This is a genomic window from Arcobacter ellisii, assembly GCF_003544915.1.
GTDB lineage: Bacteria > Campylobacterota > Campylobacteria > Campylobacterales > Arcobacteraceae > Aliarcobacter > Aliarcobacter ellisii.
The window spans coordinates 518833-543651 of record NZ_CP032097.1; the positions used below are offsets into that span (position 1 = coordinate 518833).

A 24819-nucleotide genomic window follows, 5' to 3' on the forward strand; every position below is an offset into this window, starting at 1 on the left:
AAAGATTTACTTTAAAAAGTATAAAATCAATCAAATTTAAAAGGAGACAATATGAAAAAAATAATTGGTTTAGTGGCTGCACTTGGATTAACAGCTTCAGTTTATGCAAATGAAAATACAGGTTGTGGTCTTGGTTCTTTAGTTATTAAAAATCAAAGTACAGTAGTTTTACAAGTATTAGCTGCTACAACAAATGGAACTTCTGGTAACCAAACTTTTGGTATTACAAGTGGTACTTCAAATTGTGACAAACCTTCAAACTTCGTATCTAATGATAAATTAAATAAGTTTGTTGCTGAAAATATGGATGAATTAGCAATGGATATTTCAGCAGGAAAAGGTGAAACATTAGAAACAGTTGCAAAATTAATGAACGTAGAAAACAAAGAAGCATTTTCTGCTAAATTACAAGCAAACTTTTCAAACATTTATTCAAGCCAAAATGTAACTTCAGCAAACGTTATTGACTCAATTGCTAAATATATGTAATTTTTTTAATAGAAAGTTTAAGTATTTAATACTTAGCTTTCTATTTTCTACTCTCTCTTATTCTTCTGAATTAAACACCTTTGTTGAGCAAACAAAACTTTATGAAAATCCTTATTGGTCGAAATTATTACATTATCGAAATGGTGAAAGTGAGATAGATTCAGATAATTTTTTTATATCAAAAAATGGAAAATATAATTTAAAAGAAGAGTTATTTGAAACTATAAATTCTCTAGAAAAAGGAACAAACAGTGTTTTATGTAGATTTCCTTTAAGAGTAAAATGGTTAAAAGAGAATATTCCTAATCTAAATATTACACAATACTCTTGTGAAGAGTTGGATAAATTTATCTCTTTAGTTGATGGAAAATTTGTAACTATGGTTTTCCCAACTGCTCATATAAACTCTCCAGCTTCTATGTATGGACATACTTTTATAAGAATTAGTTCAAATGAAGAGACGCCACTTATTTCAAATGCTGTAAATTATGCTGCTGCAACAACTGATACAAATGGATTAATTTTTGCTTATAAAGGTTTGTTTGGAGAGTATGAAGGAAGATATTCTATTTTGCCTTATTATGAAAAAATCAAAGAGTATAACAATCTTGAACAAAGGGATATTTGGGAATATGATTTAGATTTGACTCAAGATGAAATAGATAAATTAGTTTTGCATACTTATGAGTTAAAAGATTCATATTCAGATTATTTTTTCTTTAAAGAGAACTGTTCTTACAATGTTTTATGGCTTTTGGAAGTAGCAAGGCCAAGTTTAGATTTAGTAAGTCAATTTGATTTTAAAACTGTTCCTCTTGATTCTATTAAAGTTTTACAAAAATATAATTTGATTAAAAACACAAACTTTAGATACTCATCAATGAGAAAAATGAAATTTATTTTAAATGAAAAAATAGAGAATAAAGAGTATGTTAAAGGTTTTATAAAAGAAGATAATGAACTAAATGACTCTTTAAGTACAGAGGATAAAATCTCTTATTTGGATTTAAAAATCTCTTATTTACAATATCAAAGAGCAAATAACGAGTATGATAAAGATGAATATTTAAAAAAATATTTACAACTTTTAAAAGAAAGAAGTTCATATAAACAAGCTTCAACTTATGATATAAAAACTCCTTTTAATCCTATTGATTCACATGATTCAGCAAGAGTTTCATTTTTTTATAATAACAATGATAGTTTTGAGTTTAGTGCAAAACCAGTTTATAATGATATGTATGACATAAGTGATGGATATTTACAAGGTGCATATATTGATTTTTTTGATGTAAATATTAAAAAAGAAAAAGATGAAAATGCAAGATTAGATAGATTTACTCTTTTAAAAATTAAATCACTTGCTCCTCAAGATTTGATTTTTAAACCTATATCTTGGGGAATTGATGTGGGTTATGAACATTTTAAACAAAGAAGTGATTATTTAAAAGTAAAACCAGAAATAGGTGTTACCTTTGGACAAAACAGAGATTTTATTTATCTAATGGCAGGTTCAAATTTGTATTATAAAAATAGTGAACAACTATATTCTATTGGTTCAACTATTGGATTTATTACAAATAGATTTGATAATTTAAAATTAGGAATCAATTATAGTTATGATAGATATAATAAAGATTTAAAAAATAATCAGTTTGAAGCTTTTTCAACTTATAAATTAGATAGAAATTTAGCTTTAAATATCAAATATACAAACGATAATCTATATGAAAAAGAGGATAACTTAAAAGTAGGAATTTCTTACTACTTTTAAGGTCTATAAATTCTATTTGGACTTCCATTTGCTACGTGAAATATCGTAACTCCATATTTTTTAGAGTAATATTTTAAAAGCAAATGTTGTAAAGTTGGCTCAATTGAAGGTGTAAACCAAGCATTATTTGAAATCATTATCATATATCTAGTATCACCAATATTTTCAAAAATTTTATCTGTTGTTCCTTCATAACAAATAGCATTTCTAAACTTTTCGCCTTTAATTTCAAAATCAGTTGGAGTTGATGCTTTTGAGTAATCTTGTGCTCCATTATAAAAAACTTTATTGATTAAATCAACAAAAAACTTAGGAAGAGGTATCTCTTCTCCAAAAGGAACTAATACAACTTTTTTTGCAACTTGAACTTGCCCTTTAGTAAAGAAATATGAAGCATTAAAAATTTCTTCATTTTCAACATATAAAGCACCAGTTACAATATCAATATCATTTGAAAAATCTTTCAATCTCTCTTCTAATTCAGCATTTCTATTTAATACTGTTGTAAAAGCAGTTTCAGGCAATATAATTAAATCTTTTTTTAACTCTATTGCTTTTGCTATCTCTTCAAAATTATTTTCATGTAGAGTTGTTCTATACTCTTTTTGCCATTTTAAGTCTTGATTTACATTCATTTGAGGCATATAAATTTTTGCATTTGGATTATCTATAAATTCTCCTTTTGCAAAAGTAAGTGTAAATAAAAGAGGAATCAATCCAATTATTTTATGTCTTTTTAGTTTTATTATTAAATAAAAAGAGATAAGAATTAAAGCAAAATCAATTTTTGAAATACCAATATATGAATCAATAAACAATAATTCAAACTTCATCCAATTAAAACCAAAAGGAGCAAAAAAAGTAAAGGCGAAAATCATTGCAATTCTAATTGTAAGCCTATCATAGAAGGCAAATAAGTAAAAAATTATTGCATAAACTAAACCAATTCCAAGTAATAAAAAAGGAGCTATATAAGTTAAATCATAATATTGAAGACTAACAGCCATCCAATAACACCATAATATCCCAGTTAAAAAACCAGTTATTAATAAAGAACGTTTAGGAATAACTAATAAAAAATATATTCCAAATAGACCTAAAAATGTATTTAAAATTTTTAATTCAATATTAAAATAACTTAAGTATATAAAAGAACTCAATAAAATAGAGGTGATGAAGCCTTTTATTATAAAGTTTTTGTTAGAATAATCGCGTTTTAGTAAAAACATAATAAACTACTTTTTAAAAGGAAATTTGATGGAAGGTTCAAGTACAGATTTAATAAGCTCATTGTTGCCTCTAGTTGCATTATTTGCAATTTTTTACTTTTTAATTATTAGACCACAACAAAAACAAGCGAAAGCTCATAAAGAGATGGTTTCTAATTTAAAAAAAGGTGACAAAATTGTAACAAATGGTGGCTTAATCGTAGAAGTTGTAAAAGTAGAAGATACTTATTTTCTAGTTAAAAACAGCGATGGAACTGAAATGAAGCTAATCAAAGAGTTTGTAGCAAAACTTTTAGAAGACTAAAAATTTTCAAATCTTTAAGATATGTATTTTTACATATCTTATGCTTTCAAATTTTCTAAAACCCTAACTAAGGAAAAAAATTGAAAATCTTCAATTATAGACTTATTATATTCACACTTAGTATAATTTTTGGTGTTGTTTTTTCAATTCCATCATTATTACAAACAGATACTGGTAAAAAAATCTCTTTAGGTCTTGATTTACAAGGCGGATTACATATGCTTTTAGGTGTAAATACACATGAAGCAGTAACTTCAAAAATCAAATCAGTTGCAACGTCAGTTAAATATTTTTCAGATGATGAAGAGCTTTTAATTGATGGTTTATCTATTGAAAATGATAGTGTTGTATTTTCTGTTTTAGATGCAGATGAAATACCTAAAATGGATGAGATGTTAAAACAAATAAATGGTTTAGAAATATCTAAAGAAGATTTAAAATACAGATTAAAACTTACTGCTGAAGATATTGAAAAAACAAAAGATTTAGCCGTTGCACAAGCTGTTGAAACTATCAGAAACAGACTTGACCAATTTGGTTTATCTGAACCTTCTGTATTAAGACAAGGTCAAACAGATATTGTTGTTGAACTTCCAGGTATTAAAACTGCAGAAGATGAAAAAGCTGCACGTGAACTTATTTCAAAACCTGCAAACTTAGAGTTAATGGCAGTTGATGAAGAAAGAGCTGACCAAGCTAATACAATGACATCATCTCAGGCTGCATCTTATGGAGATGTGATTTTAGAGGATACAAATAATCCAAATATTAAATATCTAGTAAAAGAGATTCCTATTTTAAATGGAAGTCAAGTTGTAGATGCACAAGTTGCATTTGACCAATCAAATCAACCAATAATTAATTTTACTCTTAATTCAACTGGAGCTAGAATTTTTGGTGAGTTTACAGGAAAAAATGTAGGGAAAAGACTTGCTGTTGTTCTAGATGGTAAAGTTTATTCTGCACCAAATATTAGAGAGAGAATTGGTGGTGGAAGTGGACAAATTTCTGGTGGATTTACAATGGCTGAAGCTGGAAATGTTGCAATTGCATTAAGAAGTGGAGCTCTTCCTGCAACTGTTACCATGTTGGAAAAAAGAAGTGTTGGTCCATCTTTAGGAGCTGATTCTATTCAAGCTTCAATGATAGCTTTAATTTCAGGATTTGCATTAGTTTTTGTATTTATGGTTTTTTATTATAGACGAGCAGGAATTATTGCAAATATTGCACTTATTGTAAATATATTTATTATCATAGCAATAATGGCTCTTTTTGGAGCAACTTTAACACTTCCTGGAATGGCAGGAATTGTTCTTACTATAGGTATGGCAGTTGATGCGAATGTTATTATTACTGAAAGAATAAGAGAACTAATAAGAGAAGGTGCTTCAATACCAAAAGCAATAGAAGATGGGTATTCAAATGCAATGAGAGCAATTTTAGATGCAAATATCACTACACTTTTAGTTGCTGTTCTTTTATATGCTTATGGAACTGGACCTATTAAAGGTTTTGCGATTACTATTTCTATTGGTATTTTAGCTTCAATGTTAACAGCAATTTTAGGAACTCATGGTATTTATGAAGCTTTAATGTCAAAAATATCAAAAGATAAAGATAGTAAAAAATGGTTTGGAGTAAAATAATGGAAGTATTTAGCACAGAAAAAATATATGATTTTATGAGAAAAAGATTTGCCTTTTTAGGTCTATCTTCTATTTTATTTATTGCTTCAATAGTTTTACTTTTTACAAAAGGTTTAAATTTTGGTATTGATTTTGCAGGAGGTACAATTGTTCAAGTAAAATATGAACAAGTTGCACCAATTGATAAAATAAGAGATACTTTAAAAGCTACAAAATATGGTAATTCTATAATTACAAAATTTGGAAGTGATGAAGAAGTTGTTATTAGAATTACAGGAAGTAGTTCAGATTTAACAAATGATATCAGTGATGAAATGCACAAAATTTTAGTTCCAACGGGAAACTTTGAAATTAGAAGAATAGATATGGTTGGAGCTAAAGTTGGTGGAGAATTAAGAGAAAAAGGTTTAATGGCATTGTCATTATCTTTAATCGTAATGTTGATTTATTTATCTGTTAGATTTGAATGGAGATTTGCAGTTGCTTCTGTTTTTGCATTGGTACATGATATTACTATTGCAATGGGAGCTATCTCTTTATTTAGTATTGAAGTAAATTTAGATATTTTAGCTGCAATTCTTACACTTTTGGGATATTCATTAAATGATACAATTATTGTATTTGATAGAATTAGAGAGCAAATTCAAACTTCAAAAGCAAATGATTTAAAAGAAATTATCAATGAATCTGTAAGTAAAACTTTATCAAGAACAACTTTAACTTCATTAACTACTTTATTTGTTGTTGCAACACTCTATTTCTTTGGTGGAGAGATTATAAATGGATTCTCATTTACTTTACTTGTAGGAATTATTGTAGGAACTTACTCTTCAATATTTATTGCAGCATCATTTTTAGTACAATTAAATTTCTCAATAGATGATTTCAGAATTAAAGAATCAGAGAAAATAAAAAGACAAAAAGAGAAAGAAAAATTAAGAGCTATGTACGAACAAGGTACAGTTTAAAAATAATCAGTTTTTATCATTGTTTTTTAAGGGAAAAGTTTTTTTACTTTTCCCTTTTTTATTTTCTATAAATATTCATAAACTGCCATTAATAGAGAACTATCAAAATCAAAGTAATAAAAATAAGGTAAATAATTTTTTACTTTTTATACAAAAATTTAATAACATTACATAATAATTATTATATAATTTCCCTATTTTGAATTAAAAATTATATTTCTTATATTTAATATAAACAAAAAATAAAATAAATAGTAGGATGGTTATATGGATTTTCTAAAAAAATCAGTTATTGCAAAAGTAATTTTTGTTTCTATCATTTCAATTATTATCTCAATGAGTATATTGACATATTTAGTTGTTAGTAATACTTCAAAAGCTATGAAAAATAGTAATGAAATGTCAATTAGTAAAGAGTTATCTTTATTAGTAGAAAATATAAATACTTTTAACAAAGTGGCGAAAACAGGTGCTAATGTAAATGGCGATATTTTTTTAAATATGGTTGATGGCATAAAGATAAATAAAAATCAAAGTGTAAAAGTAGGCGAGTTTGAAACACCTGCTCTTTTAATAGATAATGAAGTTGTAAATCTAAATTTCAAAATTGTTGATGAATTTACAAAAATGACAAAAGGTTCTGTTGCAACAATTTTTGTGAGAAAAGGTGACGATTTTATAAGAGTTAGCACAAGTTTGAAAAAGGAAGATGGAAATAGAGCAATTGGAACAAAATTAGATATAAGCCATCCAGGTTATAAAAAAGTTTTAGAAGGAGAGACTTATTTAGGAAAAGCTGTTTTATTTGGAAAAAGTTATATGACAAAATATATTCCAATAAAGCAAGATGGTGAAGTAATTGCAATTGCATTTATTGGTTCAGATATAAGTGAAGATTTGGCACATCTTACAGAAACAATTAATAGTAAAAAGATTGGAAAAACAGGTTATTACTACATTATTGATTCAAATGAAAAATCAAAAAAATATGGATATTTTTTAGTTCATCCAAAATTAAAAGATAAATCAGCTTTAGAGTTGGTTGATACAAATGGAGTTTCATTTGTAAAAGAGATGTTGACTAAAAAAGAAGGACAATTAAATTATTTATGGGAAGGCTTAGATAAATTTGTATTCTTTAAAACATATGAGGAATGGAATTGGTTGATAGTTGGAGGAGTTAGTTCAAATGAAATATTTGAAGAGGCAAATAAAATTATGTATCTAATAATTATTTTATCAATTATAACTGTTTTGATTATCTCAATATCAATATTTATCTCAATGAAGGTTTTATTAAAATCTTTAACAAATATTAAAAATGGTTTATTATCATTTTTTCAATATTTGAATAGAGAAACAAACAGTATAAATAAAATTGATATTAATTCAGAAGATGAATTTGGTGTTATGGCTAAACAAATCAATGAAAATATTGAAAAAATTGAAAAAACAGTTAAAGATGATAGAAAATTAATTGATGAAACAATAATAGTTTTAAATGAGTTTGAACAAGGAGATTTATGTCAAAGATTAAATGTTTCAGTTGATAATCCAGCGCTAATGGAATTAAAAACAGTTTTAAATAAAATGGCAGATAATCTTGAAACAAATATTGAAATAATTTTAAATATTTTAGAACAGTATAGTAATTATAATTATCTAAATAAAATTCCTACAAAAGATTTAAAAGCACATTTATTAAAACTTGCAAATGGTGTTAATACTTTAGGTGGTTCAATAACAGAAATGTTAGTTGAAAATAAATCTATGGGATTAACTTTAGATGAAACTTCAAATGATTTATTAAAAAATGTGGATAACTTAAATCATAGTTCAACTGAAGCAGCTTCAAGTTTAGAACAAACAGCTGCTGCGTTAGAAGAGATTACAAGTAACATTAGAAATACTACTGAAAATATTGCAAAAATGGCTACTTTTTCAAATGAAGTTACAAAATCAGCTGTTGATGGAGAAAAATTAGCAACTCAAACAACAACTGCAATGGAAGATATTAATACACAAGTTAGTGCAATAAATGAAGCAATAACTGTAATTGATCAAATTGCATTCCAAACAAATATTTTATCTTTAAATGCTGCCGTTGAAGCAGCAACTGCAGGAGAAGCTGGAAAAGGATTTGCGGTTGTTGCTCAAGAAGTGAGAAATCTTGCTTCAAGAAGTGCAGAAGCTGCTCGTGAAATAAAAGCGATAGTTGAAAATGCAACATCAAAAGCAAATCAAGGAAAAGAGATTGCTTCAAATATGATTCAAGGCTATAAACAATTGAATGAAAATATTTCTAATACAACAAAATTAATTTTTGATGTAGAAAATGCTTCAAAAGAACAATTATTAGGAATAGAACAAATAAATGATGCAATTAATCGACTAGATCAACAAACTCAACAAAATGCTATGATAGCATCAGAAGCAAAAAATGTTGCAATAATTACAGATGAAATATCAAAACTTGTAGTAAGTAGTGCTAATAAAAAAGAGTTTGAAGGTAAAGATAATGTTAAAGCAAAAAATGTTACAACTAACGAGAAAAAAGTAGAAGAAAAAATTTTAAAAGATAAAACTGAATATAATTCTATAAAAAAACATCAAGAAGATGATTGGGAAAGTTTTTAGTATCTTTTTATGAGGTGAATTTTGATGATAGAAAATATAAAATCTAAGTTTGATTTAATTACATCTGAAAATGGAAAAAATTGGTTATTGGCTTTAAATTGGATTTTAGTTTTAGAATTTCTATCTTCAATTATTGAATATGAATTTTTAGATAAATCAGAAAAATATATTGAACATATCCCTGATGGGATTTTCAAAGAGTTATTAGTAGCTCTTATGGTAGTTTTTTTTGTTTGGTATACTGTATATAATTTTATTTTTATGAAAAAAGAACAATTTCTTTTATTATCACTTTATTTATCAATTTGTTTGTATCTTCTTGTAACTCACGATTTGTCTTTTAATCTTTTATTACACAATCTTAATATTTTTGAGCTTATTGAAAATGGTTTTGGTTTTTATTTGATTGTTCAAATATCACTAAAAATTATAATTTTATATTTAATTTATAAGATGATAATTGCAATTAAAAATAGAAATAAGATTCTTTAAATCATTAGTTGGAAAGCATTTTTTTATCATTTTTTAGTTAATATATTTGCCTTAATAAAAAGCAAAAATTATAAAAAGGATAAAAATGGATTGGGGTAAAGTAATTTATATTTTCTTCTCACTAATGTCTTTAACAACAACAGCAGGTTTCATCTATGAACCAAACGCAATTGCACTATTTATAGCAGCTGGCGTAAATGTAATTTCAACAATACTAAAGCTAGGTGTAAAAAATTTACTCGCTGCTGAATTGTTAGCAAGTTCATTAGTTGCTGATTTACACCTAATTCCAGCTTTTATGGTATTAACTTTTACAGATAATGTAGCTTTAACTATTTCTTTAGCAATAGGTGCAATCGTTGCTAATATTTTCTCTGTAGCTTTAGCTTTAATAGAGAGTGCAAAAAGTCAAGATAAGGAAGAGTTTTAATGGAATATAATTCAAAAGATATTGAAAAAAAATGGCAAAATTTTTGGAGTGAAAAACAATCTTTTGAGCCAAGTGATGATTTAACAAAAGAAAAAAAATATATTTTAAGTATGTTCCCATATCCAAGTGGTAGAATCCACATGGGACACGTAAGAAATTATTGTTTGGGTGATGCTTTTGCACGTCATTTTAGAAAAGAAAAATTTAATGTTTTACATCCAATTGGATGGGATAGTTTTGGAATGCCAGCAGAAAATGCTGCAATAAAACATAAACTTCATCCAAAAAAATGGACTTATGAAAATATTGGTTATATGAGAGAAGAGCTAAGATCTCTTGGTTTATCTTTTTCTGAAACAAGAGAGTTTGCAACAAGTGATGAACTTTATACAAAATGGGAACAAGAATTCATCATTAAAATGCATGAAGCAGGAATTATTTATAGAAAATCTGCAATTGTTAATTGGTGTCCACATGACCAAACAGTTTTAGCAAATGAACAACTTGAAGAGGGATGTTGTTGGAGATGTGGAACTGAAGTTGTACAAAAAGAGATGCCAGGATATTATGTAGCAATTACGAAATATGCACAAGAATTACTTGATGATTTACAAGTTTTAAAAAATGATTGGCCAAGTCAAGTTTTAACAATGCAAGAAAATTGGATTGGAAGAAGTGAAGGTTTAGAGTTTAAATTTGAATTATCAGTGGAATCAAAAGCAAAACTTGAAAGATCTTTTAGTAAATATTTTGTGTTTACTACACGTCCTGATACTATTTACGGAGTTTCATATTCAGCACTTGCACCTGAACATCCAATTGTTAAATATATAGTTGAAAATAATCTTTTACCAGAGAAAAAAATTAAAGCTATCAAAGAAATGCAAAAAATTTCAGAAAGAGATAGAGCTACTCAAGAAAAAGAGGGAGTTTCACTTGAAATTGATGTTATGCATCCGTTAACTGGCGAAAAAATTCCTGTTTGGGTTGCAAATTTTGTATTAAGCTCTTATGGTGGAGGAGCTGTTATGGCAGTTCCAGCCCATGACCAAAGAGATTTTGAGTTTGCAAAAAAATATGATTTACCAATGAAACAAGTAATAGTTGGAAGTGAAGGAATAATTGAAAATTTAACTGAAGCTTACACTGCTGAAGGTACACTAATTGATAGTGAAGGATTTACTGGACTTCCAAATACAAAAGCAAAAAAAGCGATAATTTATCACTTTGAACAAAACTCTTTAGGTTCAAAACAAATTAATTTTAAACTAAGAGACTGGGGAGTTTCAAGACAAAGATATTGGGGGGCACCAATTCCATTTATTCATTGTGATGATTGTGGACTTGTAGCTGAAAAAATTGAGAATTTACCAGTTGCTTTACCTGAAGATGTTGAAATAACAGGAGAAGGAAATCCTTTAGATACTCATCCAACATGGAAACATTGTTCTTGTCCAAATTGTGGAAAACCAGCTCTTAGAGAAACAGATACATTAGATACATTTGTTCAATCTTCATGGTATTTTTTAAGATATGCAACAAATCCAAAATCTTGGAATGAAGTAGGAATTTCAAAAGCTGATAGTGATTATTGGATGGATGTTGACCAATATATTGGTGGAATTGAACATGCAATTTTACACTTATTATATGCAAGATTTTTCACAAAAGTATTAAATGATTTAGGTTATACAAATTCAAGAGAGCCATTTAAAAGATTACTTACACAAGGTATGGTACTTAAAGATGGTGCAAAAATGTCTAAATCTAAAGGAAATGTTGTAGATCCTGATTTAATAGTTGAAAAATATGGTGCAGATACAGCAAGATTGTTTATGTTATTTGCTGCACCACCAACAAAAGAGCTTGAATGGAATGATAGTGCTGTTGATGGAGCATATAGATTTATAAAAAAATTCTTTGAAAGAGCAACAAATGTGACTTCAAATGGATTGGCAAATTTTAAATCTATAAATCATTCAGGATTAAATAAAGAAGAAAAAGAAGCAAGAAAAAAAGTATATGAAGCATTGGTTAAATCAAATGAAGTATTTACAAAAACTTATACTTTTAATACATTAATTGCTTCATCAATGGAAGCATTAAATGCTTTACAAGTACAAAAAAATGAGTCAGTTTGGGCAGAGGGTTATTATATTTTAACAAATATTTTAGAACCAATTATTCCTCATGCTTGTTGGGAATTATCAAATAGTCTATTTAATCTTGAAAATTTTGATGGTAAATTAGAGGTTAAAGAAGAAGTATTTAAGTTAGAATCTATTATTTTAGCAGTTACAGTTAATGGTAAAAAAAGATGTGAAATTGAAGTTACTCCAAATGCTTCAAAAGAAGAAATTTTAGCCCAAGCAAAAGTAGCCGCAGCTAAATGGTTAGGTGAAAATGAATTATTAAAAGAGATAGTTGTACCTAATAAATTGGTAAACTTCGTTATAAAAGGATAAAAACAGTTATGCATATTTCTAAGACTTTACTATTTTTTGTTTTTACAATCAGTATAGCTTTTTTTATTAATGCTTGTGGGTATAAACCTTCAACTTATTATGCTAAAAAAGAGATGGAAGGAAATGTTTTTGTTAAACTTGATGTTAGTTTAGAAGACCCAAGAAACTCTGTTTTAGTAAAAGATGCAGTAAATAAAATTTTACTTCAAAAACTTGATTCAAAAATAGTAAATGATAGAAATCGTGCAGATGTTATTATGAATTTAGGTATTAATTCTGTAAGTATAACAACTTTACAATATGATGAAGAGGGTTATAATAAACTTTATAAGGCAGAAGTAGTTATAAAAGTTGAGTATTTTAGAAAAGATGATGGAATAAAAAAATCATTTATAGTTGATGGTGAGTATGATTTCTCAATTGATATTGGAACAACACTTACTGATTCAAATAGATTTGATGCCATTTCAAATGCATCAACTAAAGCTGTAGATGAAATTTTATCAAAAATTGCAGTTGCATCTTTTAAATAATGTTAGTTAATTTAAAAAAAGTAAATTTAGAAGAGTTTTTGAAATATAAAACTCTTTATTATGACAAGATAGATTTTAGTATTGTAAAATCTTCTTGGGATAAACTCTCAACAAAAATAAAACTTCCTTTTGTAATTCATATTGTGGGAACAAATGGAAAAGGAAGTACAGGAAGATTTTTAGCTCATTATTTACACAAAAAAGATTTCAAAGTTTTACATTATAGTTCTCCTCATATTTTAAAATTCAATGAAAGAATTTGGATAAATGGAAGTGATGTTCGTGATGAAAATTTGGAAATTGCTCATCAATTTTTACAAGATTTATTTGAAATAGAACTTTTAGAAAAATTAACATATTTTGAATATACCACTCTTTTGGCTTTTTATTTATCAAAAGATTTTGATTATTTAGTTTTAGAAGCTGGACTTGGAGGAGAGTTTGATGCAACAAATGTTGTAGAAAATAATCTTTCATTAATTACAACAATAGGTTTAGATCATCAAAGTTTTTTAGGAAACACAGTTGAAGAAATAGCCTCAACTAAAATGCGCTCAGTTGATAATAAAATGCTTATTGGTTATCAAGTTTTTCCTGAAGTTTTAGAAACAGCATATAAAGTAAAAGAGCAAATAAAACAACAAAGAAACAAAGATATTAAAATCATTGAAGTTAAAGAGTTTGACAAATATGAATTAAATCCTAAATTTGCAACTTTTCTAAAAAGAAATTTACATTTAGTAATTGCATGTTTGAATGAACTTAAAATTCCACTTGATTTAAAACTTTTTGATGATACACCACTTTTTGGAAGATGCCAAAAAGTTTTAAAAAATGTAACTGTTGATGTGGGTCATAATCCACTTGCTGCTTTGGTTTTAGCAAATGAGTTTAAAAACAAAAAAATAAATCTTATTTATAACTCTTACAAAGATAAAGATTATGAAACAGTTTTAAAAATATTAAAACCTATAATTAAAACTATTACAATAATAGAACTTGAAGATAAAAGAATAGTAGAAAAAGAAGAGTTAGAAAAACTAATAAAACAATTAGAATTAGCAAATAATAAGACAATAAAAATAGAAGAAAATGAAGAGTATTTAGTATTTGGTTCATTTTTAGTTGTTGAAAAATTTTTAACTTTGATTGGTTATGATGCAAACTCTTGAAAAAAGATTAGAAGAATTATATATTCAAAAAAATAAAATTGATGAAGAAATAGAATTTCTAAAAGAACAAATAAAAGAAAAACAAGCCTTAAAAATAAAAAAAACTTTTACAAAAGATGAAAAAATTGAACTTTTCAAATCTCTGTTTATTGCTCGTTTTGATATTTATGCAAAAAAATGGGTTAGCCGTGATGGTTTAAAACAAGGATTTTTTCCAGTTACAAAAACTTTTCAAGGGGAGGATTATCTTCCTTTGACAAATTATGAAATAGAAGAGCATTTAAGAGGAAATCTTTTTTTAGCAAGTTATTGTATTAATCAAAAAAATATGTCAAAGTTTGTAGTTTTTGAAATAGCTGACGAAGATAAATTTAAGCTGCAAATAGCTCTAAACTCTTTAAATATAAAAGCATATTATGAACTGAGTTCTTATAATTCACTTTTTGTTTGGGTATTTTTTGAAGAGGAAATCTCTTCAAAAATAGCTTTTAATTTTGCTTTATATCTTTTGAAAAAAGCAAATATTAGTGCAAAAACTTATCCAAATAAAGAGTTTGCAACAAAAGAGAATTTGGGAAATTGTATAGAACTGCCACTTCATTTAAAACATAGAGATAAAAATCGAACAGTTTTTATTGATATGAATACAAATAAAATTTATGAAGACCAATGGAGTGTTTTAGCAAATGTTTCAAAGGTTTCAAAACAAACAATTTCTAATTTTGCTGATGTTCCAAACTCAACAAATGTACAAAAAGATTTAAAAAAGATTGAATTTCCACTTGAAAAAATAGAGATTATTTTAGAAGATTATATCTATATTCCAACTTTAAATTTATCAAAATCACTAATAAGTAAGTTAAAATCATTTGCAACCTTTGAAAATCCTCAAATAAAAGTTTTATTGAGTCTTAGAAAACCACTTTTTAATACTCCAAAATATATTAGGTCTTTTGAGGAGAATGAAAATTTTTTAATGCTTCCAAGAGGTTTAAAAGAGACTTTAATAGATTTTTTTAATGCAAATGCTGTAAAATTTTCATTTGTTGATAAAAGAGTATTTAATAAAATCCAGACAAAAAAAGTAACTTTTAACTTAAGACCAGAACAAAGTGAAGCAATAAAAGAGATTAAAAAATCTGATTACTCTATTTGTGTTGCTCCTCCTGGATTTGGTAAAACTCTGCTTGGAGCAAAAATATTTGAAATTAGAGCTTGTACAACATTAATCGTTGTAAATAAAAATATGCTTTTAAATCAGTGGATTGAAAGATTTGTTGATTATTTTGGATATAACAAAAAAGATATTGGATATTTAGGGAAAGGTCATAATAAATTAAATGGTCAAATTGATGTTGCAACTATGCAAAGTTTGAAAAATGACCCAAAAATTATAGAAAACTACTCTTTTGTGATTGTTGATGAGTGTCATCATATTCCAGCACTTACTTTTGAGCAAATTATAAAAAGTTTTAAAGGTAGATATATTTTAGGACTTAGTGCAACTCCAAATAGAAAAGATGAACTTCAACCAATTTTATTTCAACAATTGGGTGAAATCTCTTATGAGTATAAAAAGAAAAAAACACATACAAATAGAGTACAAATAATTAGAACAGAGTTTGTAAGCCAAGCCGATAATTATGCAACTATTATAAATGAGTTATGTTTGGATGAAAATAGAAATAATTTAATAATAAATGCTATAAAAATTAATATTCAAAGAAAAATTTTAGTTTTAACTGATAGAATAGAACATATAAATATTTTAGAAAATCTGTTGCAAAAAGAGAATATTGATTATATAAGTGTTCACGGAAGTTTAAATAAAAAAGAACAAGTAGAAAATATGAATTTAGTAAAAACTAAGTCACTAATACTTGCAACAACTTCTTATTTTGGTGAAGGAATAGATTTCCCACACTTAAATACTATTCTTTTTGCAACACCAATCTCTTATTATGGAAGATTAATTCAATATTTAGGAAGAATTGGACGAGGAAATCAAGAGTGTTTAGCTATAGATTTTTTAGATTCAAAAAATGCGATGTTAAATTCAGCTTATAAAAAAAGGCTAGAAGGTTACAAACAAATGCATTATAGATAAAAAAGGGGTTTTATGTTAGGAATTATTGTTGCGGCAACTTCAATTGCTTTATTTTTAAATTTAATACTTAAAAAAGTTCATTTACCAACAATTATTGGATATATTTTAACCGGAACAATTATCGCTTATGCTTTTAATCTTCATGAAGCTGTAAATAACCATGAACTAAAAGAGATAGCTGAATTTGGAGTTGTATTTTTAATGTTTACTATTGGATTAGAGTTCTCTTTAAATCACTTAAAAAAGATGAAAAGAGAAGTTTTTTTCACTGGTAGTTTACAAATTATAATAACAGCTCTTTTTGTTTTTTTAATCTCAAGATTTGTTCTTGGTTTTGATACATCAACTTCTTTAATTATAGGAACAGCTCTTTCTTTATCTTCAACAGCAATTGTTTTAAAAACCTTTAATGAAACAAAAGAGATAAATAAACCTTATGGAAGAAGAGTTTTAGGTATTCTAATTATGCAAGATATTGCAGTAATTCCTATTTTACTTATGATTTCATTTTTTTCTATGACTGGTGAAGGTTCATTGGTTTTTACAATTGGGAAAACAATTTTAGCAGCGATAGTTTTATTAGCACTTTTATATTTTAGTGGAAAATATCTACTTGAACCATTTTTAAGATATGTATCAGCAACTAGATCAGATGAATTATTTGTAGCTTCTGTTTTACTTTTAGCAGTTGGTTCAGCATATTTGGCTTATTATTTTGGATTTTCATATTCACTTGGAGCATTTATTGCAGGTATGATGATTGCTGAAACAAAATTCAAACATCAAGTTGAAGCTGACCTTATTCCTTTTAGAAATATTCTTTTAGGTGTATTTTTTATTACAGTTGGAATGCAAATAAATTTTAAAATAATTGCTGATTATATTTTAATTATTTTAGTTTTATTACCTCTTGTTATGGCTTTAAAATTTGCTGTTATTTATGCTCTTGTAAGATATGAAGATAATAAAAGAATTGCTTTTAAAACAGCACTTTCATTGATTCAAATCGGAGAATTTTCTTTAGCTATTTTAGAATTAGCAAGAAGTCAAAGTTTAATTGACCCAACATATTCTCAAATTTTAATAGTTACAATTGTAATTTCAATGATTTTAACACCAATTATTCTAAAAAATCTATCTAAAGCAGCTGCAAAATTAATGCCTGAAGATGTAATGATGATTACAAACACTTATAATGTTTCAGAAGACACAGAAAATCATGTTATTGTTTTAGGTTATGGAAGATTTGGACAAGCCATTGTAAAAGAGTTAAAAAACTTTGGTCAAAATTATGTAATTTTAGAACATAATGTAAAATTTTATCAAGAGGGAAAAGATGCAGGTGAACCAATAATTTTTGGAAATGCAGCCCAAAAACATATCTTAAACTCTTTAAATATTACAAAATCATCAGCTGTTATTGTAGCTGTTAACAATCCAGAAATTTTACACTTGATTTGTGAAGCGGTTGGAGATTTGACAAAAAATAGTAAAACTATTGTAAATGTTACGACTGAAGAAGAAAAACAATCTTTACAAAATTTACATTTAGAGCATATAATTGTGGCAACTAATCAAATAGCAAAAGCTGTAGTTGATGAAGTTTTATATTGTAGATTGGATAATAGTAAAGAATATTATTAAAAAATATAATAAATATTAGAATTAGTAATATAAGTATTAGTTATAATTTTTTATTAAAAATTAAACTTTTTTCATATAAACTCTTTTTTAATCAATTACTAAAAAATTAGTAAGAGGTTTTTAATTAAGGGGAGAAATATGAAATTAGGAAAAGTTTTATTAACAGCTTCATTTTTAGCTACATCTTTATTTGCAAGTGAATTTATCAGTTATGATAAATTATCAAAAACATTAAAAGAAGAGGCAAAAAAATCTGGAAATTATGCTACAACTGAAGAAGTAAAAGAAGCATTAACAAAAAAAGATTGGGCTGTTGTTGATGTAAGAACTATGGAAGAGTGGTCAGCTGCTTCTATTAAAGGTTCACAAAGAGTTGGGCGTGAAGCACCTGAAAAAGCATTAGAAAATATTGTTTTAGATGACGATGAAAAATTTGTAAAACCTAATTTAATAGTTGTTTGTAATACAGCTTCAAGAGCAGCACTTGAAGCTCAAGCTTTTAGACAAATGGGATTTAATACTGTAAAAATTTATGAAATTAACAAATGGATTGATGAGTGCAATCCTGTTGTTACAAAATATACTTCAGGTGAAAATAAAGAAGGAACAAAAACAAAGTTCGGTAACTATTACGCAGAACATTGTAAAAAATAAAAAAGGGTAGTTTACTACTCTTTTTCTATATATCTTTGTTTTGCACTCTTTTTTATTTTTTCAACTTCAACTAAAATAAATCCATCAACACAATCACCAAAATCTTTATCAATATTAAAATCTAAAAATTTAACTCCACCTTCTTCTGCTATTTCACTATATTGTTTATATAAAGTTGGAACTGAAACTCCAATATTTGAAAGAGCTGATTTTAGGAATTTAAAATCTTTTTTCTTATCATTCAAATCAAAAAGTTCTTTTATTTCATTTAATTTATTTGAATATTGATAAGGTGTTTTTGCTTCAATCAATACTTCTTTTGAACCATAATAATAAGAATAATAAAAAATCATCATATCTTTTGCAACACTTGGGAAGTTAGCACTAATTGAAACTGGACCAAACATATATTTGATATTTGGATTATTTTTTAAATAAGCACCAATTCCATACCAAAGATAATCTAAAGCTCTAGTTCCCCAATATTTTGGTTGTACAAAACTTCTTCCAAGTTCAATAGAATTTTGTAAATATGGCACAAACTCTTCGTTGTATTTGAAAAGATTATTAGAATAAAAACCTTTTATTCCAATATTTTTAAATATAAAATCAGAGTTCCCAACTCTATATGAACCTACAATTTCAAGTTCATTTTCATCCCATAAAATAATATGTTGGTAATAAATATCATATTTATCTGTATCTCTTTTTTTATTTACACCTTCACCAACTTTTCTAAATGAAATTTCTCTTAATCTTCCTAGTTCTTTTAAAACAATAGAGTCTTCAGTGTAGTCATAAAGATAGATTTTTTTTCCATCAGATGTTTGACCAATAAGTTTTGATTTTTTTAATTCATTTAATAAATCAATTCTGCTAACAGGATGAGCAATAGCACTTTGAGTTTCAAAAAAAGATTTTTTTCCTTTTTTTAAAGAGTATAAATGTTTTCTATAAAGATTTAATAAAAACTTTTTATCAATTCCTTTTGGAGTTATATTTTCATTTGGAATTATTTGACCGATTTTTATATTTATTCTTTTTGATTTCTTTTTAAACATTTCATGTGAAAGTAAAAGTGTTGAAAAAGTTTTATTAATAACAGAGATTGTATAAAAAGTTTTAGAGTTTTTTGCATCTAAAAATATTGGTAAAATTGGCGAGTTTGTATTTTGTGCAAAACTTAGAAAACCTTTATTCCAAACAGGGTCTTTTATTCCTTTTGTTGTAGCACGGCTTACTTCACCTGCTGGAAAAATAATTACTGCTTCTTCATTGTTTAAAGCTTCATAAATTTTCTTTATATCATTTTTTGATTGTCTAATTTTATAGTTATCAATTGGAATTAAAAGTGAATTAAGTGCTTCAAATCCAGCTAAAAAATCATTTGCAACAATTTTTACATCTTTTCTAACTTGTGAAATAAGTCTTAACAGACATAAAGCATCAAGTCCACCTAAAGGATGATTTGCAATAATTACAACTTTTCCACTTGTTGGAATATTTTGAAAATCATTACTTGAAGCTGTGTAATCAAAATCAAAATAATCTAAAACAGCATCTACAAACTCAAATCCTTTTAAGTGTGAATTTTGTGATAAAAATTGATTTATCGAATCTTCATGAACTATTTTTTTTGCAATTTTAAATAGAGATTTTTTTAGAAAGTTCTCTTTTTCTTTTATTTTTGGGAATTTCTTCTCTATTTCTTTTTGAATATCTATCATTTATACTCCGCAAGCATTTTATAAAATTATAAAAATCTTTGATTACAAAAAGGTGACAAATATAATTTATAAGTTGTTTTAAAAACTTATGATAAAATTTTTCTTACTTATAATAGGGGAGATTTATTATGAATAGAACTGATATAACAAATATTATCACTGTTTTAATCATGGCATATGGTTATTCAAATGATAATAATGTGATTTATATGATAGGAATTTTTGCTTTAAGTGGAGCAGTTACAAATACTTTGGCAATTCATATGTTATTTGAAAAAGTTCCTTTTTTATATGGAAGTGGAGTAATAGAGAGTAAATTTGGTGCTTTTAAAACTTCAATTCATAATCTTTTGATGAATCAGTTTTTTACTCGTGAAAATTTAACAAAATTTTTTCAAGAAGAGATGAGTAGTGCTAAAAAAACAATAGACTTTGAGAAAATATTAAATAAAACTGATTTTACACCAGCTTATGATTCTTTGAAAGAATCTGTAATGCAATCATCTTTTGGTGGAATGTTAGGAATGTTTGGAGGTGAAGCAGCTTTAGAACCTCTTAGAGAGCCATTTACAAAAAAACTTCAAGCTTCAATTATCTCTATCTCTTCAACTGATGCTTTCCAAGAAGTGGTAAATGAAGCTTTAAAATCAGAAGATTTAAGTGCTGATATCTATGATAAATTAAGCAAAATAGTAAATGCAAGACTTGAAGAGTTAACTCCAAAAATGGTAAAAGAGTTAGTTCAAAATCTAATCAAAGAACATTTAGGATGGTTAGTTATTTGGGGAGCTGTTTTTGGTGGACTAATTGGATTAGTTAGTGCATTAGTTGCCTAAAGTGTAAGGAGTTTTGACTCCTTACGAATAATAAGTAAAAGACTCTTTTTGTTTTTCCTCTTTAAATTCCAATGCGCTTTTTAAAGATTCTACTTCTTTTTCTAAAGAATTTTTTTCCTCTTCTATTTTTTTTATTTTTTGTCTAAGATTCTCTATTTCATTTTGTAATATTTCATTTCTTGTTTTTAAAATTAAAGCATCATTTTTATTTTTTTCAGCTTCTTCTTTGTAAAGATTACTCAGTAACTCATAATTCATATTCAACCCTTTGAAATAAAATCAATAATACATATCATATTATAAAAAATAGTATTTGAGTATTATTCTACACAAAAATATAGAGTTTTATGAATTTTTATTACAATCAATAACAAAACTTTTATATGTTAAAATAAATTCAAAAAAATTTGGGGATATTTATGGATGGAATTGAAGTATTAGTTTTACTTGATGTTGGTGGATTAGAAGATAAAGAAAAGTTCGATAAACACGTAAAAAAAGAGGGTTTTAAACCAGTTGAAGGTGAAGATTTTGTTTATACAGCTCATTCAACTACAACAACTTTTTCCACAAAAGCATATATATTAGAAATATTTAAAAAGGGACTTCAAAAAAATAAATTCAATGATGCAAATTTAATTTTTTTATTAAATGAAACACCTTATCCAACATATTATTATGATAAAGAAACAAATGATTTTGAGTTACTACAAGTAGAAAAATAGTGAAAAATATTTACGAATTTTTAAAAAATTTAAAAGATGAAAAACGATTAAAAGAGTGTCAACTTTTAATCGTAAATGATGATACTCAAGCTCAAATAGCTTCTGATATCGTTTCATATTTAGGATTTAAACCTTTTGTTTTAGCTGATTTTAGAGCAAATTTTGGGGATGATTTACTCTCTTTTAGTGATGAATTACACGAAATTACAAAAGCTTTAGGGGATTTTTATTCCTATAAAAAACAAGATAAAATCTTAATCTCTCCAATACGAACTATCTCATTTGCACTTCCAAAAGAAAAATGTTTTGAAAGTTTTACTATAAATTTTGCTGATACTTTAAAAATCGATGAGTTAAAATCAAAACTATATAATTGGGGTTACTATTTTGTAGATATTGTAACAAGTGAAGGTGAAGTCTCTATTCGTGGGGATATTATTGATATTTGCCCACTTGGAAGTGAGGCTGGATTTAGAGTTTCTTTATTTGATGATGAAGTTGAAAGTATTAGAAAATTTGATATTGAAGACCAAAAATCATCAAAAGAAGAGATTGAGAGTTTTTCTATAAATCCAGCTTTTTTAGCTTTAGATGAATCATCTTTTGAAGAGATAAACGAACAAGTTCAAACAGTTTCAAGTGATGCTTTTATCAAAGATATTCACTCTTTAGGTTTTTGGTATTTAGGTGATTTAGGGGAATATTTACCTCAAAATTTATCTTCATTTATTACTCAAGAAGCTTTAGAAGAGTTAGATGAAGTTTATGTTTTTGAAGAAAAAAGAATAAACAAAGATAAGTTTTTATTAACACCTCAAATTTACAATAGTAAAAATTATCAAGAGATAAATCCAGCAAATGTAAAAGAGTTTATCTCTTTTCATAAAGATAAAAAAATCACAATTATAAGTGGAACTGAAGCCAAAGTAAAAGGTTATGATTTAGATTTAAGTGATAAAAATATCAAATATGTTTTTGATAATCAAATCATAAATCTTGTAAGTAATGAAGAAGTAATTATCTCTTTAAATAAAGAGGTAAAAAAAAGAAGAAAGAAAAAAGTAAAACTTGTTCTTGATGAGTTACAATACAATGATTTTGTAGTTCATGAAAAACACGGTATTGGTCAATATAAAGGTATTGAGCCAGTTACTGTAATGGGAGCAAAAAGGGACTTTGTTATTGTTCAATATCAAGGTGAAGATAAACTTTTAATCCCTGTTGAAAATATTGATTTAATTGATAGATATGTAGCTGATGGAAACTCTTATGCAGTTGTTGATAAGCTAGGTAAGGGAAGCTTTGCCAAACTAAAAGAGAAAGTAAAAGATAGACTTTTTGCTATTGCAAATGATATTATAAAACTAGCAGCTGCAAGGGAACTTGTAAATGGAATTAAAATTAATACAGATAAAAAAATCCTTGAAGATTTCCAAAAAACTGCTGGATTTGAATATACAAAAGACCAAAAAAGAAGTATCAAAGAGATATTTAATGATTTAAGTTCTGGTCGTGTTATGGATAGACTTCTTTCAGGTGATGTTGGTTTTGGAAAAACAGAAGTTGCTATGAATGCATTACTTGCTGTTATTCTTGATGGTTATCAAACTATTTTTGTATGTCCAACTACACTTCTTGCAACTCAACACTATCATAGTATTCAAAAAAGACTTGAAAATTTTGGAATAAGAGTTGCTAAACTTGATGGAAAAACAACAGCAAAAGAGAAAACAAGTATAAAAAAAGGTTTGGAAAACGGGGATATAAAACTTGTTATTGGAACTCACTCTTTACTTGATATAAAAACTTCTAATTTAGCTTTAGTAATCATCGATGAAGAGCATAAATTTGGAGTAAAACAAAAAGAGAAACTAAAACAATTAAGAGAAGATGTACATATTTTCTCTATGAGTGCAACTCCAATTCCAAGAACTCTAAACTTAGCCTTATCAAAACTAAAAGGTATGAGTTCACTTTTAACACCTCCAAGTGAAAGATTAGGAGTGCGAACTTATGTAAAAGAGTATAGTGAAAAACTAATAAAAGAGATAATTTTAAGGGAAAAAAGAAGAGGTGGACAACTCTTTTATGTTCATAATAATATAGCTTCAATTGAAGCAAAAAAAGCAGATATAGAAGCAATAGTTCCAAATATCAAAATAGATATTATTCACTCTCAAATAAAACCTGACCAGGCTGAAAAAATCATTGAAGCTTTTGAAAATAAAGAGTTTGATATCTTACTTGCAACTTCAATAGTTGAATCAGGAATTCACTTACCAAACGCAAACTCTATTATTATTGATGGTGCAGATAGATTTGGAATCGCTGATTTACATCAGCTTCGAGGTCGAGTTGGACGAAGTAATAAAGAAGGGTATTGTTATTATGTGGTTGAAGATAAAAAACAAATCACTGATGATGCAGTAAAAAGACTTGTTGCTCTTGAATCAAATTCATATTTAGGAAGTGGAACAGCTTTAGCTCATCAAGATTTAGAGATTCGTGGTGGTGGAAATATCATAGGTGAGGCTCAAAGTGGACATATCAAACAAATAGGATATGGTTTATATCTTAAAATGTTAGAAGATACTCTTGCAAGTTTAAGTGGAGAAGATAGAGTTGAAAAGAAATCTGTTGATATAAAATTAGCTATTAGCGCATATATAAGTGAAGAGTATATCAGTGAAGATAGAGTTAGGCTTGAACTTTATAGAAGACTAAGTAAGGCTAGTGATATTCAAGAAGTTTATGCTATCGAAGAGGAAATGGAAGATAGATTTGGAAAACCTGATGTTGTTACAAAACAGTTTATAGAACTTATTATCATAAAAATCTTAGCTTTAAAACTAGGAATTCAAACTATTAGTTCTTATGAAATGAATATAACTTTTACAAAAGCTGATGATACAAAAGAGACAATTAAGTCGCCATCAAAAGATGATGATGACATTATCAACACAACTTTAAGGTATTTGAGAAAATAA

The 24819-nt window shown here is 26.6% G+C and carries 20 protein-coding genes; 17 read left to right on the plus strand and 3 right to left on the minus strand.

Translation table 11 applies throughout. The annotated features are described in order from the left end of the window. The first annotated feature begins 51 nt into the window (after positions 1 to 51). Complete coding sequence (locus AELL_RS02650; RefSeq protein ID WP_118916457.1) at positions 52 to 489, plus strand: DUF3015 family protein; 438 nt, start codon at positions 52 to 54, stop codon at positions 487 to 489. Beyond that, positions 464 to 2263 carry an Lnb N-terminal periplasmic domain-containing protein gene (locus AELL_RS02655; protein ID WP_226806008.1) on the plus strand — a complete coding sequence of 600 codons (1800 nt, stop codon included), beginning with the start codon at positions 464 to 466 and terminating at the stop codon, positions 2261 to 2263. The genes AELL_RS02650 and AELL_RS02655 overlap by 26 nt, the downstream gene beginning before the upstream one ends. Here the strand turns inward: AELL_RS02655 and AELL_RS02660 are convergent. After that, complete coding sequence (locus AELL_RS02660; RefSeq protein ID WP_118916459.1) at positions 2260 to 3492, minus strand: apolipoprotein N-acyltransferase; 1233 nt, start codon at positions 3490 to 3492, stop codon at positions 2260 to 2262. The genes AELL_RS02655 and AELL_RS02660 overlap by 4 nt on opposite strands. Before the next feature lie 28 nt (positions 3493 to 3520). Between AELL_RS02660 and yajC the strand changes: the two genes are divergently transcribed. The 12 genes from yajC to AELL_RS02720 all read left to right on the plus strand — a co-directional run bounded on the left by yajC (position 3521) and on the right by AELL_RS02720 (position 18544). Then, complete coding sequence (gene yajC, locus AELL_RS02665) at positions 3521 to 3796, plus strand: preprotein translocase subunit YajC (protein WP_118916460.1); 276 nt, start codon at positions 3521 to 3523, stop codon at positions 3794 to 3796. An 80-nt stretch (positions 3797 to 3876) separates the two neighbouring features. Further along, positions 3877 to 5442, plus strand: a complete 1566-nt coding sequence (secD, locus tag AELL_RS02670) for a protein translocase subunit SecD (protein WP_118916461.1) — start codon at positions 3877 to 3879, stop codon at positions 5440 to 5442. Then, positions 5442 to 6410 (plus strand): protein translocase subunit SecF, encoded by a 969-nt coding sequence (gene secF / locus AELL_RS02675; protein WP_118918603.1) that lies wholly within the window; start codon positions 5442 to 5444, stop codon positions 6408 to 6410. The genes secD and secF overlap by 1 nt, the downstream gene beginning before the upstream one ends. 267 nt (positions 6411 to 6677) lie before the next feature. Further along, complete coding sequence (locus AELL_RS02680) at positions 6678 to 9047, plus strand: methyl-accepting chemotaxis protein (protein WP_118916462.1); 2370 nt, start codon at positions 6678 to 6680, stop codon at positions 9045 to 9047. A 24-nt stretch (positions 9048 to 9071) separates the two neighbouring features. Next, the gene (locus AELL_RS02685) at positions 9072 to 9539 is read left to right on the plus strand and encodes a hypothetical protein (protein ID WP_118916463.1); all 468 of its coding nucleotides are present in this window, start codon (positions 9072 to 9074) and stop codon (positions 9537 to 9539) included. 85 nt (positions 9540 to 9624) lie between these two features. Beyond that, positions 9625 to 9969 carry a DUF6394 family protein gene (locus AELL_RS02690; protein ID WP_118916464.1) on the plus strand — a complete coding sequence of 115 codons (345 nt, stop codon included), beginning with the start codon at positions 9625 to 9627 and terminating at the stop codon, positions 9967 to 9969. After that, complete coding sequence (gene leuS, locus AELL_RS02695; RefSeq protein WP_118916465.1) at positions 9969 to 12434, plus strand: leucine--tRNA ligase; 2466 nt, start codon at positions 9969 to 9971, stop codon at positions 12432 to 12434. Before AELL_RS02690 ends, leuS begins: the two co-directional genes overlap by 1 nt. A gap of 8 nt (positions 12435 to 12442) precedes the next feature. After that, complete coding sequence (lptE, locus tag AELL_RS02700) at positions 12443 to 12967, plus strand: LPS assembly lipoprotein LptE (RefSeq protein ID WP_118916466.1); 525 nt, start codon at positions 12443 to 12445, stop codon at positions 12965 to 12967. Further along, positions 12967 to 14139, plus strand: a complete 1173-nt coding sequence (locus AELL_RS02705) for a Mur ligase family protein (protein WP_118916467.1) — start codon at positions 12967 to 12969, stop codon at positions 14137 to 14139. The genes lptE and AELL_RS02705 overlap by 1 nt, the downstream gene beginning before the upstream one ends. Next, the gene (locus AELL_RS02710; RefSeq protein ID WP_226806009.1) at positions 14123 to 16246 is read left to right on the plus strand and encodes a DEAD/DEAH box helicase; all 2124 of its coding nucleotides are present in this window, start codon (positions 14123 to 14125) and stop codon (positions 16244 to 16246) included. The genes AELL_RS02705 and AELL_RS02710 overlap by 17 nt, the downstream gene beginning before the upstream one ends. Positions 16247 to 16258: 12 nt before the next feature. Next, positions 16259 to 17890, plus strand: a complete 1632-nt coding sequence (locus AELL_RS02715) for a cation:proton antiporter (protein ID WP_118916469.1) — start codon at positions 16259 to 16261, stop codon at positions 17888 to 17890. A 138-nt stretch (positions 17891 to 18028) separates the two neighbouring features. Further along, the gene (locus tag AELL_RS02720) at positions 18029 to 18544 is read left to right on the plus strand and encodes a rhodanese-like domain-containing protein (RefSeq protein WP_118916470.1); all 516 of its coding nucleotides are present in this window, start codon (positions 18029 to 18031) and stop codon (positions 18542 to 18544) included. A gap of 14 nt (positions 18545 to 18558) precedes the next feature. Here AELL_RS02720 and olsF read toward each other — a convergent pair whose 3' ends face one another. After that, a complete protein-coding gene (olsF, locus tag AELL_RS02725; protein WP_118916471.1) occupies positions 18559 to 20271 on the minus strand; it encodes a bifunctional ornithine lipid synthase OlsF in 1713 nt (570 codons plus the stop codon). A gap of 128 nt (positions 20272 to 20399) precedes the next feature. Here olsF and AELL_RS02730 point away from each other — a divergent pair, with 128 nt between their 5' ends. Further along, positions 20400 to 21107, plus strand: coding sequence for a DUF445 domain-containing protein (locus AELL_RS02730; RefSeq protein WP_118916472.1), 708 nt, complete (start codon positions 20400 to 20402; stop codon positions 21105 to 21107). A 21-nt stretch (positions 21108 to 21128) separates the two neighbouring features. Here the strand turns inward: AELL_RS02730 and AELL_RS02735 are convergent, their stop codons facing one another. Then, entirely contained in the window at positions 21129 to 21365 is a 237-nt protein-coding gene (locus AELL_RS02735) for a hypothetical protein (RefSeq protein ID WP_118916473.1), read from the minus strand. 161 nt (positions 21366 to 21526) lie between these two features. Between AELL_RS02735 and AELL_RS02740 the strand changes: the two genes are divergently transcribed. Both AELL_RS02740 and mfd read left to right on the plus strand, forming a co-directional pair. Continuing rightward, the gene (locus AELL_RS02740; protein ID WP_118916474.1) at positions 21527 to 21832 is read left to right on the plus strand and encodes a hypothetical protein; all 306 of its coding nucleotides are present in this window, start codon (positions 21527 to 21529) and stop codon (positions 21830 to 21832) included. Continuing rightward, complete coding sequence (mfd, locus tag AELL_RS02745) at positions 21832 to 24819, plus strand: transcription-repair coupling factor (protein ID WP_118916475.1); 2988 nt, start codon at positions 21832 to 21834, stop codon at positions 24817 to 24819. Before AELL_RS02740 ends, mfd begins: the two co-directional genes overlap by 1 nt.

Bases quoted from the DNA above. Each gene is read 5' to 3' on its own strand.
- olsF (WP_118916471.1), bottom strand. From the start codon at position 20,271: ATGATAGATATTCAAAAAGAAATAGAGAAGAAATTCCCAAAAATAAAA.
- secF (WP_118918603.1), top strand. From the start codon at position 5,442: ATGGAAGTATTTAGCACAGAAAAAATATATGATTTTATGAGAAAAAGA.
- AELL_RS02720 (WP_118916470.1), top strand. From the start codon at position 18,029: ATGAAATTAGGAAAAGTTTTATTAACAGCTTCATTTTTAGCTACATCT.
- AELL_RS02650 (WP_118916457.1), top strand. From the start codon at position 52: ATGAAAAAAATAATTGGTTTAGTGGCTGCACTTGGATTAACAGCTTCA.
- AELL_RS02740 (WP_118916474.1), top strand. From the start codon at position 21,527: ATGGATGGAATTGAAGTATTAGTTTTACTTGATGTTGGTGGATTAGAA.
- AELL_RS02710 (WP_226806009.1), top strand. From the start codon at position 14,123: ATGATGCAAACTCTTGAAAAAAGATTAGAAGAATTATATATTCAAAAA.
- AELL_RS02685 (WP_118916463.1), top strand. From the start codon at position 9,072: ATGATAGAAAATATAAAATCTAAGTTTGATTTAATTACATCTGAAAAT.
- AELL_RS02715 (WP_118916469.1), top strand. From the start codon at position 16,259: ATGTTAGGAATTATTGTTGCGGCAACTTCAATTGCTTTATTTTTAAAT.
- AELL_RS02705 (WP_118916467.1), top strand. From the start codon at position 12,967: ATGTTAGTTAATTTAAAAAAAGTAAATTTAGAAGAGTTTTTGAAATAT.
- lptE (WP_118916466.1), top strand. From the start codon at position 12,443: ATGCATATTTCTAAGACTTTACTATTTTTTGTTTTTACAATCAGTATA.
- leuS (WP_118916465.1), top strand. From the start codon at position 9,969: ATGGAATATAATTCAAAAGATATTGAAAAAAAATGGCAAAATTTTTGG.
- AELL_RS02735 (WP_118916473.1), bottom strand. From the start codon at position 21,365: ATGAATTATGAGTTACTGAGTAATCTTTACAAAGAAGAAGCTGAAAAA.
- AELL_RS02660 (WP_118916459.1), bottom strand. From the start codon at position 3,492: ATGTTTTTACTAAAACGCGATTATTCTAACAAAAACTTTATAATAAAA.
- yajC (WP_118916460.1), top strand. From the start codon at position 3,521: ATGGAAGGTTCAAGTACAGATTTAATAAGCTCATTGTTGCCTCTAGTT.
- AELL_RS02690 (WP_118916464.1), top strand. From the start codon at position 9,625: ATGGATTGGGGTAAAGTAATTTATATTTTCTTCTCACTAATGTCTTTA.
- AELL_RS02730 (WP_118916472.1), top strand. From the start codon at position 20,400: ATGAATAGAACTGATATAACAAATATTATCACTGTTTTAATCATGGCA.
- AELL_RS02680 (WP_118916462.1), top strand. From the start codon at position 6,678: ATGGATTTTCTAAAAAAATCAGTTATTGCAAAAGTAATTTTTGTTTCT.